The 18,482-nt window shown below is 58.6% G+C and carries 17 protein-coding genes, 5 tRNA genes and 2 pseudogenes; 13 read left to right on the top strand and 11 right to left on the bottom strand.

Features of this window, described 5'->3' with window-relative positions; translation table 11 throughout:
* Nucleotides 1–148 precede the first annotated feature (148 nt).
* The 13 genes and pseudogenes from DW180_RS01225 (at nt 149) to DW180_RS01165 (ending at nt 7,004) form a co-directional block, all read left to right on the top strand.
* A tRNA-Thr gene (locus tag DW180_RS01225) sits at nt 149–223 on the top strand.
* 793 nt (nt 224–1,016) lie between these two features.
* Nucleotides 1,017–1,098 (top strand) — tRNA-Tyr (locus DW180_RS01220).
* A 10-nt stretch (nt 1,099–1,108) separates the two neighbouring features.
* Nucleotides 1,109–1,184: transfer RNA gene (locus tag DW180_RS01215), tRNA-Thr, on the top strand.
* A gap of 3 nt (nt 1,185–1,187) precedes the next feature.
* A tRNA-Met gene (locus DW180_RS01210) sits at nt 1,188–1,264 on the top strand.
* Nucleotides 1,265–1,360: 96 nt separating this feature from the next.
* Complete coding sequence (tuf, locus tag DW180_RS01205) at nt 1,361–2,551, top strand: elongation factor Tu (RefSeq protein WP_089572520.1); 1,191 nt, start codon at nt 1,361–1,363, stop codon at nt 2,549–2,551.
* A 279-nt stretch (nt 2,552–2,830) separates the two neighbouring features.
* The gene (gene rpmG, locus DW180_RS01200) at nt 2,831–2,980 is read left to right on the top strand and encodes a 50S ribosomal protein L33 (RefSeq protein WP_022093895.1); all 150 of its coding nucleotides are present in this window, start codon (nt 2,831–2,833) and stop codon (nt 2,978–2,980) included.
* 13 nt (nt 2,981–2,993) lie between these two features.
* Nucleotides 2,994–3,069 (top strand) — tRNA-Trp (locus DW180_RS01195).
* 76 nt (nt 3,070–3,145) lie between these two features.
* A complete protein-coding gene (secE, locus tag DW180_RS01190; protein ID WP_089572519.1) occupies nt 3,146–3,484 on the top strand; it encodes a preprotein translocase subunit SecE in 339 nt (112 codons plus the stop codon).
* Between the two features lie 3 nt (nt 3,485–3,487).
* Nucleotides 3,488–4,024, top strand: coding sequence for a transcription termination/antitermination protein NusG (gene nusG / locus DW180_RS01185; protein WP_006234984.1), 537 nt, complete (start codon nt 3,488–3,490; stop codon nt 4,022–4,024).
* Nucleotides 4,025–4,144: 120 nt separating this feature from the next.
* The gene (gene rplK, locus DW180_RS01180) at nt 4,145–4,573 is read left to right on the top strand and encodes a 50S ribosomal protein L11 (RefSeq protein ID WP_022093893.1); all 429 of its coding nucleotides are present in this window, start codon (nt 4,145–4,147) and stop codon (nt 4,571–4,573) included.
* A gap of 117 nt (nt 4,574–4,690) precedes the next feature.
* A complete protein-coding gene (gene rplA, locus DW180_RS01175; RefSeq protein ID WP_117736544.1) occupies nt 4,691–5,398 on the top strand; it encodes a 50S ribosomal protein L1 in 708 nt (235 codons plus the stop codon).
* A gap of 312 nt (nt 5,399–5,710) precedes the next feature.
* Nucleotides 5,711–6,430, top strand: a pseudogene (locus tag DW180_RS01170) (hypothetical protein).
* Entirely contained in the window at nt 6,339–7,004 is a 666-nt protein-coding gene (locus DW180_RS01165; protein WP_226790685.1) for an isocitrate/isopropylmalate family dehydrogenase, read from the top strand. The pseudogene DW180_RS01170 and the gene DW180_RS01165 overlap by 92 nt, the downstream one beginning before the upstream one ends.
* Before the next feature lie 351 nt (nt 7,005–7,355).
* On the opposite strand, the gene DW180_RS01160 is transcribed toward DW180_RS01165, so the two are convergent.
* From DW180_RS01160 to DW180_RS01110, 11 genes and pseudogenes are all read right to left on the bottom strand, one after another.
* Nucleotides 7,356–8,486: a DUF4179 domain-containing protein gene (locus DW180_RS01160; protein WP_117635373.1), complete on the bottom strand. Its 1,131-nt coding sequence runs from the start codon at nt 8,484–8,486 to the stop codon at nt 7,356–7,358.
* A complete protein-coding gene (locus tag DW180_RS01155) occupies nt 8,467–9,027 on the bottom strand; it encodes an RNA polymerase sigma factor (RefSeq protein ID WP_117583099.1) in 561 nt (186 codons plus the stop codon). Before DW180_RS01155 ends, DW180_RS01160 begins: the two co-directional genes overlap by 20 nt.
* Before the next feature lie 245 nt (nt 9,028–9,272).
* Nucleotides 9,273–10,124, bottom strand: coding sequence for an IS3 family transposase (locus DW180_RS01150; RefSeq protein ID WP_055250211.1), 852 nt, complete (start codon nt 10,122–10,124; stop codon nt 9,273–9,275).
* A 205-nt stretch (nt 10,125–10,329) separates the two neighbouring features.
* A pseudogene (locus tag DW180_RS10425) lies at nt 10,330–10,377 on the bottom strand (hypothetical protein); the annotation flags it as partial.
* A gap of 338 nt (nt 10,378–10,715) precedes the next feature.
* On the bottom strand, nt 10,716–11,426 hold the full coding sequence (locus DW180_RS01140) for a metallophosphoesterase (RefSeq protein ID WP_117635372.1): 711 nt from the start codon (nt 11,424–11,426) through the stop codon (nt 10,716–10,718).
* A complete protein-coding gene (locus DW180_RS01135) occupies nt 11,423–13,339 on the bottom strand; it encodes a BMP family ABC transporter substrate-binding protein (protein WP_118237012.1) in 1,917 nt (638 codons plus the stop codon). Before DW180_RS01135 ends, DW180_RS01140 begins: the two co-directional genes overlap by 4 nt.
* A gap of 94 nt (nt 13,340–13,433) precedes the next feature.
* A complete protein-coding gene (locus DW180_RS01130; protein ID WP_117635370.1) occupies nt 13,434–14,201 on the bottom strand; it encodes a mechanosensitive ion channel family protein in 768 nt (255 codons plus the stop codon).
* A 333-nt stretch (nt 14,202–14,534) separates the two neighbouring features.
* A complete protein-coding gene (locus tag DW180_RS01125) occupies nt 14,535–15,329 on the bottom strand; it encodes an ABC transporter ATP-binding protein (protein WP_022093887.1) in 795 nt (264 codons plus the stop codon).
* Complete coding sequence (locus DW180_RS01120; RefSeq protein ID WP_022093886.1) at nt 15,322–16,245, bottom strand: ABC transporter permease; 924 nt, start codon at nt 16,243–16,245, stop codon at nt 15,322–15,324. Before DW180_RS01120 ends, DW180_RS01125 begins: the two co-directional genes overlap by 8 nt.
* A gap of 204 nt (nt 16,246–16,449) precedes the next feature.
* Nucleotides 16,450–17,430 (bottom strand): ABC transporter substrate-binding protein, encoded by a 981-nt coding sequence (locus tag DW180_RS01115; RefSeq protein ID WP_118237010.1) that lies wholly within the window; start codon nt 17,428–17,430, stop codon nt 16,450–16,452.
* Between the two features lie 160 nt (nt 17,431–17,590).
* Nucleotides 17,591–18,376, bottom strand: a complete 786-nt coding sequence (locus DW180_RS01110) for a hypothetical protein (RefSeq protein WP_118237008.1) — start codon at nt 18,374–18,376, stop codon at nt 17,591–17,593.
* Between the last annotated feature and the right edge of the window lie 106 nt (nt 18,377–18,482).

Raw genomic sequence — 18,482 nt, 5'->3', positions numbered from 1 at the left:
GCCAAAACGAATAGTTTTTTGTTTTGGCGAACGGATAAAACTATTCGTTCTGACGAATAGTTTTGAGATGTGGTCGGTCAAAGGGTCTGTTGCGCCTTGTCAGCAATTCCTTTATTCTTAATTGGCTTCGCGCGAAAGCGCCAAGTGTGCCAGTGTGGCGCAACGGTAGCGCAACTGATTTGTAATCAGTGGGTTGCAGGTTCGATTCCTGTCACTGGCTCCATGAGAGTTTCGGGCTCTGTCTCTATATGGGACAGGGCCCGTTTCTATTTATGTTGACATGTCAGCGGGTTTGACTCCCACCAGGCTTTAGGTTTGTCTCGATCTGTAACACGGGCGGGCTGAAGACCCTCCTTATTGTTACAGATCGAGACATTGCCAAGGGACGGACGATAACATCTCGGTCTGTAACACGAAGAGGCTGAAAACCGTTCTTACTGTTACAGATTGAGACGTAAGCTGGGGTCTCTGCGTAATATCTCGACCTGTAACAGATAGGGGAGAAAATGTTCTCTATATGTTACAGATCGAGACAAAAGCCGTGTCGAGCTCGGCTGCCCCCCCCTGAGCGTGGATTATCGGACGTACGAGCGTGGAAAATCTCCCGCTTAGTGAATGATCGTGGATAATCTGCCACTTTGGCCTTGGGGGCACGCCAATAGTGGGAGATTGTCCACGCTCGATTTCAAACGGAAGAAAATCCACGCTCGAATCTGCCACGGAAGCCCGATCTCGACCTATATATAGGTGCAAATAGGCTGTTATCGAAGTTCGATCCTGAAGGTGTACTCCACTACGCCAAAGTGTTACCTTGGGAAATGTCACCTCTGTATCCAAAACCACCGTCCTTCATATCCAAACTCAATAAAACCGCAGGTCACGGCTATATAGATACGCCCGGAACCGTGTATCTAGAGGTTTTCGTTGACAGCCCCCAAGGTTGCATCGTATTATCTTTTTCGTTCGCGGGGGCGGCGGTCCAAAAGACCAAAGGACCTGCGGATACTTGAACGATTGGGAGTTTGCCCGAGTGGTTAATGGGGACGGGCTGTAAACCCGTTGGCTCTGCCTACATAGGTTCGAATCCTATAGCTCCCACCCGTCAAGTGCCTGTATAGCTCAGTCGGTAGAGCACTTCGTTGGTAACGAAGAGGTCACCAGTTCAAGTCTGGTTGCAGGCTCCATCCGGCGGTGTAGCTCAGTTGGTTAGAGCACACGGTTCATACCCGTGGCGTCACTGGTTCGAATCCAGTCACCGCTACCATAGGTAACACGGTGGCTTCTCAATAGTATGTTGAGAGGCCACTATGGTATAAAGGCAAAGTCCCGTCCGGGGACGACCTGTTAAGAGGAGGGCTTTATGGCCAAAGAGAAGTTTGAGCGCACTAAGCCGCATGTTAACATCGGCACCATTGGTCACGTCGACCACGGCAAGACCACGCTGACCGCCGCCATCACCAAGGTTCTCTCCGAGACCGAGGGCTGCAAGGCTGACTTCACTGCGTTCGAGAACATCGACAAGGCTCCCGAGGAGCGCGAGCGCGGCATTACGATCTCCGTCTCCCACGTCGAGTACGAGACCGCTTCCCGTCACTACGCTCACGTTGACTGCCCGGGCCACGCTGACTACGTCAAGAACATGATCTCCGGCGCTGCTCAGATGGACGGCGCTATCCTGGTCATCGCTGCTACCGACGGCCCCATGGCTCAGACTCGCGAGCACATCCTGCTCGCCCGTCAGGTCGGCGTTCCCTACATCGTCGTCTTCCTGAACAAGTGCGACATGGTCGACGATGACGAGCTTATCGACCTCGTCGAGATGGAGACCCGTGAGCTCCTCTCCGAGTACGATTTCCCCGGCGACGACATCCCCGTCATCCGTGGTTCCGCTCTGGGCGCTCTCGAGGGCGACGCCAAGTGGATGGACGCTATCCGCGAGCTCATGAACGCCGTCGACGAGTACATCCCGACGCCTGCTCGTAACAACGACCTCCCGTTCCTGATGGCCGTTGAGGACGTTATGACCATCTCCGGCCGTGGTACCGTTGCTACCGGCCGTGTCGAGCGCGGTGAGCTCAAGCTCAACGAGCCCGTCGAGATCGTCGGCATCAAGGATACCCAGAACACCGTCGTTACCGGTATCGAGATGTTCCGTAAGTCCATGGACTTCTGCGAGGCTGGCGACAACGTCGGTCTGCTGCTCCGCGGCATCAAGCGCGAGGACATCGAGCGCGGCCAGGTTCTCTGCAAGCCCGGTTCGGTTACCCCGCACACCAAGTTCACCGGTGAGATCTACGTTCTGACCAAGGAGGAGGGCGGCCGTCATACCCCGTTCTTCGATGGTTATCGTCCTCAGTTCTACTTCCGTACCACCGACGTTACCGGTACGGTCAAGCTCCCCGAGGGCACCGAGATGGCTATGCCTGGTGACCACATCACCATCGAGGGCGACCTCATCCACCCGATCGCCATGGAGGAGGGCCTGCGCTTCGCTATCCGCGAGGGTGGCCACACCGTCGGTTCGGGCATCGTCTCCACGATCATTGAGTAAATTAGCTCTTTGATATAGCTGACTTAGAGAACCCGGCACTTATTTGGGTGCCGGGTTCTTTTGTGCAATGGATATTGAGCCGTTGCTGGTGTCGAGAGGATCGATAATGGTCCTGGATGCACCGTCGATTAGATCTCGATGGCTTCATTGATGTGTTCCAAATATGAATGGATCCACCGAGAACCAATTGACTCGAGGTTTTCATTGACAGCACTTACGTGGAGCTGATAAAGTAACAATTCGTGCCCGTACGGGGCGGAAATGAAAGGTTCAGGATACATGCGTACTCTAGTTACTCTTGCGTGCACTGAGTGCAAGCGCCGCAACTATACGACCACCAAGAACAAGTCGACCATGCCTGATCGTATGGAGATCAAGAAGTATTGCCCCTGGTGCCGTCACCACACGCTGCACAAAGAGACTCGCTAGTCTCTAGTCATATACGCCAGTAGTTCAATTGGTAGAGCATCGGTCTCCAAAACCGAGTGTTGAGGGTTCGAGTCCTTCCTGGCGTGCCAGTCATTATTCCGTAAGCTCCCACTTGGGGGCTTACGGTTTACTCATGTATAAGCGCATTGCGCGGAGGTAACCCAAATGGCCAACAAGAAGAACAAGAAGAAGGCACAGCAGCAGGCGCCTGCCAACAACGCTGCCGCCAACTCCAAGGTTGAGGCCAAGAAGGCCGTTGCCAAGAAGAGCGAGAAGGCTGCGAAGTCTAAGAAGAACGAGAAGCCTGGTTTCTTCGCCCGCACCAAGAAGTATTTCGCTTCGGTGAAGTCCGAGATGAAGCGTGTCACGTGGCCCGATAAGAAGGAGCTCGTGAACTACTCGGTCGTCGTTTGCGCTTCTCTGATCGTCGTCGGCGTCGTCATCGCTCTGCTCGATGCTGGCTTTGGCGAGGCTCTTGCTCTGTTCTCTGGATTGAGGGGCTAAACCATGTCTAAGCGTTGGTACGTCGTTCACACTTACTCTGGATACGAGAACCGCGTTAAGTCCGATCTCGAGCATCGCATCGAGACTATGGGCATGCAGGACCGTATCTTTGATATCGAGATTCCTATGGAGCGCGTCACCGAGATCAAAGAGGGTGGCAAGCGCGAGACCAAGGATTCTAAGATCTTTCCGGGGTATGTCCTGGTTCGCATGGAGATGGATGACGATGCGTGGACGTGTGTTCGCAACACGCCCGGCGTCACCGGTTTCCTAGGCGGCAACGGCAAGCCCGCTCCGCTTTCCCGCGACGAGTACAACAAGATGACTCGTCGTCCCGGTAAGGGCGATTCGCCCAAGCGCACCTCGGTTGATATTCAGGTCGGCACGTCCGTCCGCGTCACCGATGGCCCGCTTACCGACTTTGATGGCAAGGTCTCCGAGGTTAACACCGAGGCTGGCAAGCTCAAGGTCACGCTGATGATCTTTGGCCGCGAGACGCCGGTCGAGCTCGACTTTAACCAGGTCGCTGTCATCGCTTAAGTTTTCGTCCGTTCGCGCGAGCGTGCTTCTTCTGTGACTGCTCATCTCAGGAGTGCTTCTAACACGTGCGTGCTTACGATATAGCAAGTACTTCACACTCGTGATTCGAAAGGAATGACCATGGCTGAGAAGAAGGTTGCCAACGTCATTAAGCTCCAGATTCCTGCTGGTGCAGCTAACCCCGCTCCTCCCGTCGGCCCCGCTCTGGGCGCTGCTGGCGTGAACATCATGCAGTTCTGCCAGGCCTTTAACGCCGAGACGCAGGACAAGAAGGGCGACATCATCCCCGTTGAGATCTCTGTCTACGAGGATAAGTCCTTCTCCTTCATCACCAAGACCCCGCCGGCGGCTCACCTCATCAAGAAGGAGCTGAACCTCAAGTCTGGTTCCGCTAAGCCCCAGGCCGACAAGGTTGGTCAGCTCTCCCAGGAGCAGCTCACCAAGATCGCCGAGATCAAGATGCCGGACCTCAATGCCAACGACATTGACGCCGCCAAGAAGATCATCGCCGGTACCGCCCGTTCCATGGGCGTCACCATCGCTGAGTAGCGATTTCTTATGGTAACGACGGGTGCTCCGACCTGGGCGCCCGTTAAATGTGTGCAATAGGGCACACGATACGATGTGGGAGGGCTCACGCCCGTTTAACCACAGGAGGTAATGCACATGGCTAAGCATGGTAAGAGCTATAACGCCGCTGCCGAGAAGATCGATCGCGCCACGCTCTACACCCCCCTTCAGGCTGCCAAGCTCATTAAGGAGCTCGACACCGCCAAGTTCGACGAGACCGTCGAGGCCCACTTCCGTCTGGGCATCGATACTCGTAAGGCTGACCAGAACATCCGTGGTTCCATCTCCCTGCCCCACGGCACCGGCAAGACCGTTCGTGTTGCCGTCTTCGCCGAGGGCGAGAAGGCCCGCGAGGCTGAGGCTGCCGGCGCCGACATCATCGGTTCCGACGAGCTTGTCGCCCAGATTCAGAAGGGCGAGATCAACTTCGACGCCGCTATCGCTACGCCGAACATGATGGCCAAGGTTGGCCGCATCGGTAAGATCCTTGGTCCCCGTGGCCTCATGCCGAACCCCAAGCTCGGCACCGTGACCATGGACGTCGCCAAGATGGTCTCCGAGCTCAAGGCTGGCCGCGTTGAGTACCGCGCCGACCGCTACGGCATCTGCCACGTGCCCCTGGGCAAGAAGTCCTTCACCGAGCAGCAGCTCGTCGAGAACTACGCTGCCCTGTACACCGAGATCCTGCGCGTCAAGCCCTCTTCTGCTAAGGGCAAGTACGTCAAGTCCATCTCCGTGTCTTCCACCATGGGCCCTGGCGTCAAGGTCGATCCCGCTATCCAGCGCGACTTCCTGGCTGAGTAACTAACAGTTACTGCCTGAGCAAAGCAAGCATTGCTAAAGAGACCCGGTTCTGCCTCGTGCAGGACCGGGTCTCTTGCTTTTGAGTCAACGAAACCACCACGAAGGGGACAGGCACCCTTGTGGTGGTTTTACTTGTGTTGTACTTTAGCGCGATGTAGTACTACCCGAGGCCGAAGGGAGCCCAACATGTTTAAGAACACGCAACAGCTCCTAGGCCTAGCGCTACTAGATTGGATAGCGCGCTAGGGTTGTAATCTCGCTATAACGATTTGTTGTACCCGGGTGCGCTATCGTCTGCCGCTTTCAGGCGTGATGAACGACACGGGTATTTTTCTATCTCTAGGCCTTCTCTCTCTCCTGAAAGCCATCTGTCATAAAACGGTCAATCAGGAGGAACATATAAGCCACAAAATCACAATCTTTGACGCCACCCTGTGCGACGGTGAGCAGTCGCCGGGCGCCAGCATGAATACCGAGGAAAAGCTCTTCATCGCCCGCCAGCTGGTGCGCATGAACGTGGACGTTATCGAGGCGGGCTTTCCCATCTCGAGTCCTGGTGACTTTCGCTCCGTACAGGAGATTGGCAAGATTGCGGGCGACCGATGCACGGTATGCGGCCTGACGCGCGCTGTCGACAGGGGTATCGAAGTGGCTGCAGAGGCGCTCAAAACGGCCCAGAGGCCCCGTATCCATACAGGGCTGGGTGTGAGCACCAGTCACCTGCGCGACAAGCTCCATATGACTGAGGAAAGGGCAATTGAGTGAGCGATCCATGCCGTCAAACATGCTCGCAAGTTCGTTGACGATGTTGAGTTTTATGCCGAGGATGCCGGCCGCTCCGATCAGGAGTTTCTGGTGCGCATTATCGAGGCGGCCGTAAAGGCCGGTGCCACGGTCGTGAACATCCCCGATACGATGGGCTACAACATGCCGTGGGACTTTGGCGCCCGCATCCGTGACCTGCGCGGGCGCTGCGGGTGCGGCCGGTCAGCGTGCGGTCGACGTGATGGAGTATCGCGAGTACGAGATTGAGCGCATTGCGCGCCAGGCATTTGAGGCGGCGCGCAAACGTCGCGGCAAGGTGACGAGCGTTGATAAGCGCAACGTGCTGGAGACGAGCCGCATGTGGCGCGAGATCGTGCATCGCGTGCAAGACGAGGAGTACTCCGACGTGGAGCTTGAGGACCTGCTCGTCGACAACGCCGCCATGCAGCTCATCAGTCGACCGGCAGACTTTGACGTCGTGGTGACGGAGAACATGTTCGGCGACATCCTGTCCGATGAGGCGGCTCAGATTACCGGATCGCTCGGTATGCTTGCCTCTGCCTCGCTGGATGATGGCGTATCGCTGTTTGGGCCGAGCGCTGGCAGCGCTCCTGACATCGCGGGGCTCGGCGTGGCCAATCCGCTGGCTCAAATCTTGTCGGTGGCGATGCTGCTGACCTACGCGCTCGACATGGGCGAGCAAGCCGCGTGGATCGAGAGCGCCGTGGCGCGCGTGCTCGACGAGGGCTGGCGCACCCGTGACATCGCCGATGTCAACACCCCGGCAGATAAGATCCTCGGCACCACGACGATGGGCGACAAAGTCGTCGCCGCGCTGTAGGCGATGCCGATTCAAGCTGTCAAATATCTCAATCTGTAACATCTAAGGGGCAAAATCGTTCCTACCTGTTACAGATTGAGATTTTCGGCCGAGCATCCGTGGTCTGTCTCGATCTGTAACAGCTAACCGATTATTTGGGCCCTACCTGTTACAGATTGAGACAAACCGTTGGGACAGGTCGGACGAGTCAGCAAAACCACCACAAAGGTGCCGGTCCCCTTCGTGGTGGTTTTTAGCGCAACGAGGTGTTCCCAGCCGACCATACGGGCGGCCTTGCGCTCACGCTGCTCGATGACAGCGCATCTTTAGACGCGAAGTGCGGAACCGGGTGCATATACGAGCCGCGTAGCGTTACGAATTCATGGGAATGACCGTATCGCCAATTTGTACGCTTGCAATCTTGTCTGTGTCACAAACTTGCGAGAACGGCCAGGTCTTGTGGACATCAGTGGTGCCGTTATCCAGTTTATTTGCGAAATAGCCGCTGTGGCTGGTTGCGTCCTCAACATGACCGTCTTTGAACGTCACGATGAGGGGTATGTTGCCAACGGCATCCATAGACTCCTCCATGTTTTGAGACATCTTGCCGCTGTTGTTGTCGTGTTCGATGGAACGATCTATGTTGTAGCGGACTGAAACGCCAACGCAGGATACGGTGGCCTCTTGAATCGTCGCCTTGGTGCCGTTAAAGTTGACCGATTTGGGCGCGGGAATCGTAACGGATGTATCTTCGTAATTCAGCTGGAACTTAAGATCCCATGGGCCCGTAAGTATTTTCTTATACTCGGGAAGCTCTTTGCCAGCACGTGGCACAACGAGAGAGTTGATATGCGTGCGGACGGTCCTGCCCATAAGGCCGGGTGATTCAACGCTGAACTGTGCAAAGTATTGAATGCTGGAGTCATTGGGGTTCTTGTCAATGAGCCATGATTGGCCTTGGCCGCCATGCTCGCCATCAACGTATACGTTTCCATCGACACTTCCGGCGATAGTTCCGTTCTCGCCCGGCTCGGAAAGCTTTTTCAGGGCAGCGGGATCGTCGAACGTAAGCGTATAGGCGATGGTAACCATATCCTTGTCGCCCATGATGGCGTCGGCGGTCACGGTGACTCCGTTGTTGGAGCAGCTAGCACCGACGGGCCGGCCAATACGGTCGATGATCTCGGTTTGAGAAGCAGGTCCGTCAAAGATGTCGGAAAGCATGTCAGAAGGAAGCGGCAGGACGCCTGTTGCCATAGCCGTGCCAGCGCCTCCAATGACGATAGCGAGGACTGCCGTTACAGCGGCAATGCGAGCGACTGTTCTTACGGGATGGCGGGCGATGCGCGGCTTGCGTCGCGTGCCATTAAAGTTGCTTTGAGCGGTCGCCGCATCGCTCGAGGCGACGGACTGAGCAATCGAGTTTGCCATGTGCTGCTTCGCATTATCGGTAAACGAAATGTGCTCCAGGGCGTGGCGATAGTCATTCGAATTCGTAGTCATTGTGGTCTCCTTTCAAGGAAAGCCGAAGTGACGCACGTCCGCGGCTAAGGTGCTGGGCGGTTGCAGCTGGCGTCGCGTGAACGGCGTCTGCGATTTCCCTGATGCTCATGCCTGCGTAGTAGTGCAAAAAGATGGCGATGCGCTGTGCTTGAGGCAGGGCCGTGACAGCGGAAAGAATGGCGCAGTCGCGTTGCGCGAATTCTTGCTCGGTATGTGTTACGGGTGCGCAGAAATCGGGGAGCGAATCGAGGTCGACAACCGGGTGATTCGCGTGCGTACGGCCGATATCGCGACATGCGTTCAGTGCGACTCGGATCACCCAAGCACGTTCGTGTTCGAGCGAGTCGAACGGTTGAGTGCGTTGGAGAATCTTGATCAGCGTGTCCTGGCAGATGTCTTGAGCGTCGTCAGCGGATCCAAGGGCCGAATAGCACAATCGAAGGATGAGGTCGGAATACGTGTCGACCAAGCGCTTTGCTTCCCGCTCGATCTGATCGGCATCGCATCGGAGCGTGCTATTGCGGTTACGGCGTGCAGGCATAGTGTCACCTCCAATTGGTCGTGGTGGATATAGGGAAGGCGTCTCGCGAGGTCCCTCTACATACAACACGGTCGAGACTGCATAAGTTGACAAAAAAAGACGGCATGTGAGCGCCGTCCTTACAAAACAATGAGTGTTCTCGTTAATTACACAAGCACCGTGATGGACAGGTCGGACGAGTCAGCAAAACCACCATAAAGGTGCCTATGAACTGCGCCCCGAAACTTGGACTGAATAAATAGCGACTACGCCGCAAGGGCCCGGCTCCGGAACTCCTCCGGCGTCAGGCCCTTCAATCTTACCTGCCTGCGCCGCGTGTTCCAATGGACTATGTACCCTTCCAGGTCGCGCTTGAAGTCCTCGAAGCTGCCCCACTCCCTGCCGCGGTAGAACTCGTCCTTCACGTGGCCGAAGAGCTGCTCGGTGGCGGCGTTGTCGATGCAGTTCCCCTTGCGCGACATGCTCTGGGTGATGCCCGCCCCCTCCAGCCTGGAGGTGTAGGACTCGTGCTGGTACTGCCAGCCCATGTCCGAGTGCATGGTCGGTGCCGCCCCGTCGGGCAGGGCCTCGAGGAGCCGGTCGAGCATCCTGTGCTGCTGGGCGAGGTCCGGCGAGGTCGATATGTCGCTCGCCACGATCTCCTTCGTGCAGAAGTCGAGCACCGGGGCCCAGTAGGCCTTGGCGCCGGCGACCTTGAACTCGGTGACGTCGGTGCCGAGCTTCTGCCACGGCCCCTCGGCGCCGAAGTCCCTCGCGATGACGTTCTCGAACGTGCTCCCCACGAGCCCCCTGTAGGAGCTGTACCGGCGGCGGGAGCCCCGGCGGCGTATCCCGCACCGGATGCCCATCTCGCGCATCATCTTGAGCACGGTCTTGTCGGCCACGACCGCGCCCAGCTCGGCGCGCAGGCACATGGCTATCTGCCGGTGCCCGCAGCCGTTGGCGGTGCGCGAGAATATCTCGGCCGCGGCGTCGCGCAGCTCGGGCCGGGTCGGCCTCCGCGGGTGCGCCAGCGCGTAGTAGTAGGTCGACCTCCTGAGCCCCGAGCACTCCAGCAGGTGGCGCAGGGAGTGCCCCTCCGCTCTCAGCGCCCTCACCGCCTCGGCCGCCGCCCTGGTCAGAGCCCGTCCCGCTCGACCAGGGCGCGCAATTTTTTAGGTAGGCGACCTCGGCCTCGAGCCTACGGCAGCGCTCCTCGAGCTCCTGCTCGCGGGTGCGGGCCCGGGGTTTCGACCTCGACCCCCTCGGCCTGCCCTTCGGTCCGGGCCGCAGCGCCTCGGCGCCGCCCTCGCGGTAGAGCCTGCACCAGCGCTCCAGCGGGGACTTCGACCTGATCCCGAACTCGGCCATGGCGTCGGTCTTCGCCATCCCGCCGTCGACCACGGCCGACGCCGCGGCGACCCTCTGCTCGAATGTGTACCTGGATTGTTTCCCGCCCATGGACAGCAGCGCCTCGCTTCCGAACGCCCGGTATACCCACTGCCATTCTCTCACGGTCTCGCGGGGGACGGACAGGGCCTCGGCCGCCGGCTTGCAGCCGACGCCGGCGTCGAAGAGCTCGACGGCCCGCCTCCTGGACTCCAGGTCGTGCTTCACCCTGAGGTCTATACTCATGGAAAACCTCCCATTTCCCGATGTCCAAGAAATGGGAGGCAGTTCACTATCCCCTTCGTGGTGGTTGTTGGCAGTTACCAGGGGGTTCTGGCGGTTGAAGACTCGATTGCTTCGTGGCGTTTGAGCTCGCGGCGCATGGTTTGCGAGTTGAGCCAAGCGGCCTTCCAACCGCGCGTGGGGTAGCGCGCCTCGTCAATTTCGATCTTGGTATAGCCGCAGGCGTTGACAATCTTCGTTCCGCATGGGTGTTGGCGCTCGCGTTGAAAGTTGGGGCCGTAGCTTTGGTGCACATGCCCGTGAATCATATAGTCGGGACCCCAAGACTCAAGAGCCGCATTAAAGCACTCGAATCCTCGATGCGGCAGGTCGTCCAGGTCGCCCATGCCTGCGACGGGTGCATGGGTAAGTAGAATATCGCATCCGTCTACCAGTGCGATTTTTCGCGATAGCTTGCGCATGCGTTTTGCCATCTCGCGCTCGGTATACATGTTCGCGCCGTCGCGGTAGCGCATGGAACCGCCCAGACCCGCAATGCGAATACCTCGGTACACATATACGCTGTCCTCAACACAAATGCACCCGCCCGGTGCATGGCGCGCGTAGCGGTCGTCGTGGTTGCCACGAACGTACACAAGCGGTTTGTTGATGACAGTGACCAAAAACTCAAGATAGTCCGGATCCAGGTCGCCTGCGGATAGAATCAGGTCAACGTCCTCAAAGCGCTCCTTGCGAAAGCACTCCCACAGGCATCGCTCTTCGGTATCGGCTATGGCAAGGATTTTCATAGGGCGCGGACCTTCGGCTCATCGTCGAGTTGCGGAATGGTGCCCACCACGTTGTCGGCCAGCCAGTCCATCTCGACGATTTGCGTGCTCGGCAGTGGGGGAAAGCCCTCGATCTGCACCACGCCGTCTTGGCTATGGAGCTCGCCGCCAAATGGATTGATGGAGCCCTCGACGATGCCATTGCGCAGTAGCTGAACAAGCTTGCGCGTCTGATAGGGCAGGCCCGGAGCGTAGCGAATGTCGATAACGCCCGAGCTCATACCATACCAGTAGTTGACGGCGCGAACCTGGCTGTTGTCACTGGTCTCATCCCAGGTGCCATGCAGCAGGCTTCGCACGATAAGCTCGTAGTAACGGCCCCAGTTCCATACCGGCATGGCGATGCCGACGACCTTGCCATCGACCAGGCGGTGGAGTCCGTAGGCCGTGGGGTCCTCCAGCGACTTGGACATGTCGACACCGGTCATAACACTCACGCCTTCGCGGCACATGGCCTCGGCAAGACCGCCGGCGGGTACATCGCCCCAGGTGAGGATTACCTGCGCGCGAGGGTCGAGCAGCGAGGCGCCGATGGCAAAGGCGTTGATCTCGCTAAGCGCGCCCGACGCAAAGACCGACGCGTGGTAGCCAATGCGATGGTTGTCCGCCATGCTAGCCGCAAGGGCGCCCAGGAGGAACTTGGCCTCGTACATCTTGCCAAAGTACGAACGGACGCTTTGGTGGGGAAGGCCGATAGAACAGTTAAGGAACCGAACCTGGGGATACTCAACGGCTGCCCTGAGCGTGTATTCCATCAGGCGGTGCGAGGTCGAGAAGATGACGTTGTCTCCATGTTTGACAGCCGTTTCCACGGCGGCGTAGAACACGTCCGGATCGTGGCAGTCCTCGAACGCCTCGGTGCGCACGATACCGCCAAAGTGCTCGTCGAGATACTGACGCCCTTGGTCGTGTAGGCTGTCCCAGCTCGACGTTGCACAAGGGAATTCATGGATAAAGGCGATGCGCAGGGGATTGGCCGCCGAATAGACGGTCTTGCCCATAAAGAAGTTGAGCACACCGGAGGTGGACTTGGCGGGCGACTCTTCCTCATCGACACTCGGCGCTTCGACAAGATCGACCTTGTCCTCGTCATTTTTGCCGGCAATGACCAGCTCGCGCCAAATTTTGCACAGGCGGTTTACGACGATATCCGTCGGCGTATCCAGCAGGCGGTCCTGGTTGTACACATTGAGGTAGACGAGCATGGCGTCGGCGGGCGTAATGTCCAGGTGGTCGCCGCCCGCGCGAAGGTAGGCGCGCTTAAAGAGCAAGAAGGTGTGGCGCAGGTAGTCGACCTTCTTTTGAGGCCATTTTTCGACAAGATCTTGGCCGAGCATTTTGGCAAGCATCTCGTAGCTGCCCTCGCGCGAAAACTCAATCTCGTACAGGGGGCATACGTACCAAAAGGCGCAAAACTCACCGTACAGGCGGCTCTCGACGGAATCCCACTTACCGGGGTACAGACGCGTCACCTTGGCCGAGACCGTCGGAGCGTCAAGGAATTTGAGGACGCTGACACGCTTGTTGCCCTCTTGGACGTAAAAGCGGTGCATGAACTCGGTGACGATGATGGGGTCGCGGTAGCCCTCGGAGATTTGGATATCGTAGAGGTTGGACCATTTGCGGGCGAATTCGGTATTCCAGGGGAGCAGCGGCATAAAGTTACACGAAAAGGCGGACTGGCGACCTTTGGTAACCGTGCCGACGACCATTTCGAGCGGAATGTCCCGCAGGCCGATGTTCTCGCGCTGCCCGCAGGGAAGCTGGGCGACCAAGCTGTCGAGGTCCGTAAGATATGGATGCTCGCTTTGGCTGATGGCGCGACGGCGTTCCTGTTCGCCGCGCTTGCGCGCTTGACGATAGGCCTCTTCCATGGTGTCTACTCCCTTAGTCGTTTAAACAACGATATGAACCATGGTACCACGATGCGAAACCACCACAAAGGTGCCTGTCCCCTTTGCGGTGGTTTTAGGCGATGATGGGGGCGATGGCGCGGATGCAGGCGTCGGCTGCCGTAAAGGTGGTGCTGTCGTCACTGACGATAAAGATGATCTTACCCTTAATGCCAAAGTCGCCGATCTCGCTAAAGAGCACGTAGGGTTCCTTGTCAAAGCCCGAGATGGGTGAAACGGCGACCTTGGTGGCACAGGCGAGCTCGTCTGCCAGCGCATCGAGCGAGTCCCACTTTGACGTGTCCTTCACCGCGACGGGAACGACAACGCGTCCAAAGGGCATGAGGTGCACGAGTGTGTTCTTGGAGATGTTGGAGTTGGGGACGATGATGGTCTGTCCGCAGGCGTCCTCGATGGTCGTGTGGCGCCAAGTGATGTCCTGGACCACGCCCGACACGCCGCCGACCTCGATATTGTCGCCGGGCTTGATGATGCCCATAAAGGTCACTTGCATGCCGCCGATAAGGTTTGATAGCGTGTCCTGAAAGCCGAGCGAGATGGCGATGCCGCCGACGCCAAGAGCGGCGACGAGCGCGTTTGCGTTAATGCCAAAGCAGTTGTCGAGGATAAAGCTGCCGCCGATCATCCAAATGACGGCACGCGCGATGTTGATGAAGATGCTCGATGCGGGAAGCGGGTTGTCGTCTCGGTTGAGTAGGTGGCGCAGGGTCTTGGATGCCACCTTGGCGGCGATGGCGGTGACTATTACCAAGATGACGGCCCAGATGATGTTGTGGACCCAGCGCTGCTCAAAGAAATGAAGAATCGGTTCAAACAATTCCATGTAGGGAAAACCTCCTAATGATCATTCAACCATGATACCCACCAAAAAGCCCGTCCGATCACATCGGACGGGCCGATAACTTGAGATGGGGTGGCCGCGGTGGCGTAAGCTGGGCCGCCGGCGAGCACGCCGGCAAGGAGTGCGGCGGTCAAGCAAGACGGGGAAGGAGTCTTCTCATGGCAGTTTCCTTAGTTCTTAACCAGTGGTTCCTGCTGACGCTGGATTATCGACATGATATGCGAAAACCGTCGCAAAGGTATCTGTTCCTTTGCGGCGGTTTTGACGTTTGCGCAGATAAAACCTGCCAAAATAAACCTGTCCCTTTTGGTAGGTTTAGCTCAGCAGCATGCGGTCGTTGGCGAGCTCGCCGCCCGAGACCTCCTCGAACTTCTGCAGCAGGTCGGCTACGGTGAGCGACTTCTTCTCGTCGCCGGCCACGTCGTAGATCACATGGCCCTCGTGCATCATGATCAGACGGTTGCCCAGACGGATAGCGTCATTCATGTTGTGCGTAACCATGAGCGTGGTCAGATGGTTTTCGTCGACAATCTCCTCGGTCAGGTTGAGCACCTTAGAGGCCGTCTTGGGGTCGAGGGCCGCCGTGTGCTCGTCGAGCAGCAGCAGGCGCGGCTTGGTGAGCGTGGCCATCAGCAGGGTGAGTGCCTGGCGCTGGCCGCCCGAGAGCAGGCCGACCTTGGCGTTGAGGCGCGTGTCCAGACCGAGGTCCAAGCGCTTGAGCAGCTCAACGTACTCGTCCTTCTCGGCCTTGGTGACGCCCCACGAAAGACCGCGACGCTGGCCGCGGCGCTTGGCGAGGGCCAGGTTTTCGGCAATTTGCATGTCGGCTGCGGTGCCGCGCATGGGGTCCTGGAACACACGGCCCAGGTACTTGGCGCGCTGCGACTCGCTCAGACGCGAGATGTCGGTGCCGTCGAGCTCAATAACACCCGAATCAAGCGGATACACGCCGGCGATCATATTGAGCAGCGTGGACTTGCCGGCGCCGTTGCCGCCAATCACGGTTACAAAGTCGCCATCATTCAGGGTAAGGTCGACGCCGGTGAGTGCGCGCTTCTCGGTGACGGTGCCCTTGTTAAAGGTCTTCTTGACGTGCGAGAGCTTAAGCATCTGCCTCATCTCCCTTCGTGTAGGAGCTGCGGAGCTTGTAGCGCTCCCAAACCACGGGCACGCACAGGGCCACGGCAACGATCACGGCGGAGAGCAGCTTCATGTCGTTGGCGTCCATGCCCAGCTGCAGCACGATGGCGCGGATGAGGAAGTAGACCACGGAGCCAAAGACGGCAGAGGCAAGACGGACGCTAAACTGCGTCAGACCGCCGGGCAGCAGGCGACCGAGCACCTCGCCGATAACAATGGCGGCAAGACCGATAACGATGGCGCCGGTGCCCATGCCAATGTCAGCGTACTTCTGGCTCTGGCAGATGAGCGCACCCGAAAGGCCGATAAGGGCGTTGGAGAGCACGAGGGCGATCATCTTGGTGGAGTTGGTGTTGACGCCCAGGGCGCGGATCATGTATTCGTTGTTGCCGGTGGCACGCAGCGCCGAGCCGATCTCGGTGCCAAAGAACCAGTACAGGATGGCGACGATGGCCACGGCCAGCACAATGCCCAGGATAATGGCAACAGTGGACTGCGGCAGGCCCGTCATGTGGCTGACGGATGAGAAGATGGTGCCCTTGGCAAGGATGGGCGTATTGGACTTGCCCATGATGCGCAGGTTGATGGACCACAGACTGATCTGCGTAAGGATTCCGGCGAGGATTGCGGGAATCTCAAAGACGGTGGTCAAGATGCCTGTGACGGCGCCCGCGATGGCGCCGGCGCACATGCCGGCCAGCACGGCGAGCAAGGGGTCGACGTTATTGTTGACGATGAGCACGGCGCAAACACAGCCGCCGAGGGCAAAGCTGCCGTCGCAGGTCATATCGGGGATGTCGAGCAGGCGGAACGTGATAAACACGCCGAGCACCATGATGCCCCAGAGGACGCCCTGCGAAACGGCGCCCTGCAATGCAATGAGCATGCTTCATACCTCCTAGGATAGGGTGGACACGTGATTTTCCATAATAGCGGTACCAATGCATAAAAGAGCGATGGACAGACGTTTTGTCTCATCCGAAACAAGCAGGGCGAACGCCGGTCTTTAGCGTTCGCCCCAAGGACTCAGATATTGAATAACGCGGCTGTGGCGCGCGTGCGGGCCCTAGACGCGTTACCGCGCATGGCGCTACTCGTCCAGAGCGGAAAGGTCGATGCCCAGGGCCTCGGCCGTCTCGTCGTTCTTGACGACGACCAGGTCCTTGCTCGAGAGGTGCTTGATCGGCATATCCTCGGGCTTGGCCTCGCCCTTCAGGATCTTAACGGCCATCTCGCCCGCGGCGTAGCCCAGGTCCTTATAGTTGATGGAGAGGGTGAACAGGCCGCCGGCCATGCACATACCCTCCTCGCCGGTCACGAAGGGGAGCTTATTCTCCTTGCAGATCTGGCCGACCTGCGAAGCGCCCGCGGCGATGGTGTTGTCAGTGGGGGAGTACAGCGCGTCGACCTTGCCCACGGCAGACTCGACGACGGACTGAATCTCGTTGGAGCTCGAGACGGTGAAGTCGGTGTACTCGAGGCCCAGCTTGTCGAGCTCCTTCTTGGCGGCCTTGATCTGGACGTCGGAGTTGGACTCGGCGGTGCAGTAGAGCAGGCCGACCTTTTTAACGTCGGGCAGGACCTTCTGCATCATCTCGAGCTGCTCAGCGACCGGGGTGAGGTCGGAAGCGCCCGTGACGTTGGTGCCGGGCTTGTCGTTGTCCTGGACCAGGCCGGAGGCGGCGTAGTCGGTGATGGCACAGCCCACGATGGGGATATCGGCCGTGGCGCCGGCGGCAGCCTGCGCGGCGGGCGTGGCGATGGCATAAATCAGGCTGACGTTGTCGCCCACAAACTTGTCGGCAATGGACTTACACGTGGACTGGTCGTTCTGAGCGTTCTTCTGGTCGATCTTGACCTTAAGGCCGCTCTCCTTGATGGCCTTGACAAAGCCATCGTTGGCGGCGTCGAGTGCGGAGTGCTCGGTGAGCTGCAGAACGCCGATGGTGTAGTCGGAACCGGCGGCAGCAGAGCCGGAACCAGAGTTGCCGCCGCATCCGGCGAGCGGGGCGAGCGCGAGCAGGCCAGCGGAGACCAGAAGGCTCCTGCGGCTGATGGTGATGTCCTTCATATCATTACCCCCAGTATAAAAATGGCTGGAAACACTGCACTGGGACAAAGTGCAAGTGGGACTATAGTAGCGCTGATGTCCATTTTTACAACAGCCTGGCGGGTTTTTTAATACAGAATCGGATGGGCGGTACGGGTAGTCGAATGGGCGGCGGAGGGTCTTATGCGGCGGAGGAGGCATCGTCCTCGTCCAGGGCGGCGAAGAGCTTCTTGCCGTCGAGGAGACGTGTGGTGACGTTTCTCATTCGGCCGATCTCTACGGTACGCAACGTGTCATCGGCGCCTCGCGCGTCATAGACCGTTCCCAGCAAATACGAGATGCCGTCTCGTTGCTTGATGGCAAAGGGCCGGAGTGTCATCCGTGCCACTTCGACCTCTCCGCGTGCCGTGACACTCGAAATATCAAAACTCACCGTGGTTCCGTGGTCGATGGCCTGCTCGATGAGCTCGCAGGCATCGATGCGCTTGACGGGCGTGCGTGTGGCCTTGGTGGATTTGTCGCCTGCGCTTGGAGCAGGCTCGGGTGCATCGAGGTAGCCGCGAACGTCGGCACTCGCCATGGCGACCAGGTGCTGCGCCATGCTCTTTCGAATGGCGATGGGCGTGGAGCGGTTGCGCATGACCATGCCGTGGAGCCGGATGATCTCTTCGTCGGTGAGCGGACGGGTCAAGAGTCGATAGCCCACGCCGCGCTTGTACTCAATTTCGTATCCGGCATGGCGAAGTGCGGAGATGGCGGTGTAGATGCTGCGCCGCGCCGCCGAGATGGGCATGCGGGCGGGGTCGTCGGGATGGGCGAGGCGCCGGATCAACTCATCGGAAAGCATGGCCTTGTCCTCGCCGGTGTTTTCGCTTAATAGTTGCAGGATGCGAACGGCGCGATAGGCTGCCATCGAGGCGGCGCCCCTCGTCGTGGTCTCGTAAGTTTCAACAGCGGTTTCGGTCATGGCGCCCACGTCCTTTCCGTTTTGGGTGGCGACGGTATGGAGCCTAGGACGCGGGGCTTTCCCAGGGGTGCAGGACGCCCTGGGCGGTCGGTAGCCGTCGGCAAGC

It is taken from the genome of Collinsella sp. AM16-21, assembly GCF_003471905.1.
Classification (GTDB): Bacteria; Actinomycetota; Coriobacteriia; order Coriobacteriales; family Coriobacteriaceae; genus Collinsella.
The sequence above is the reverse complement of the archived record's forward strand: the minus strand, read 5'-3'. Positions and strand labels throughout refer to the sequence as shown.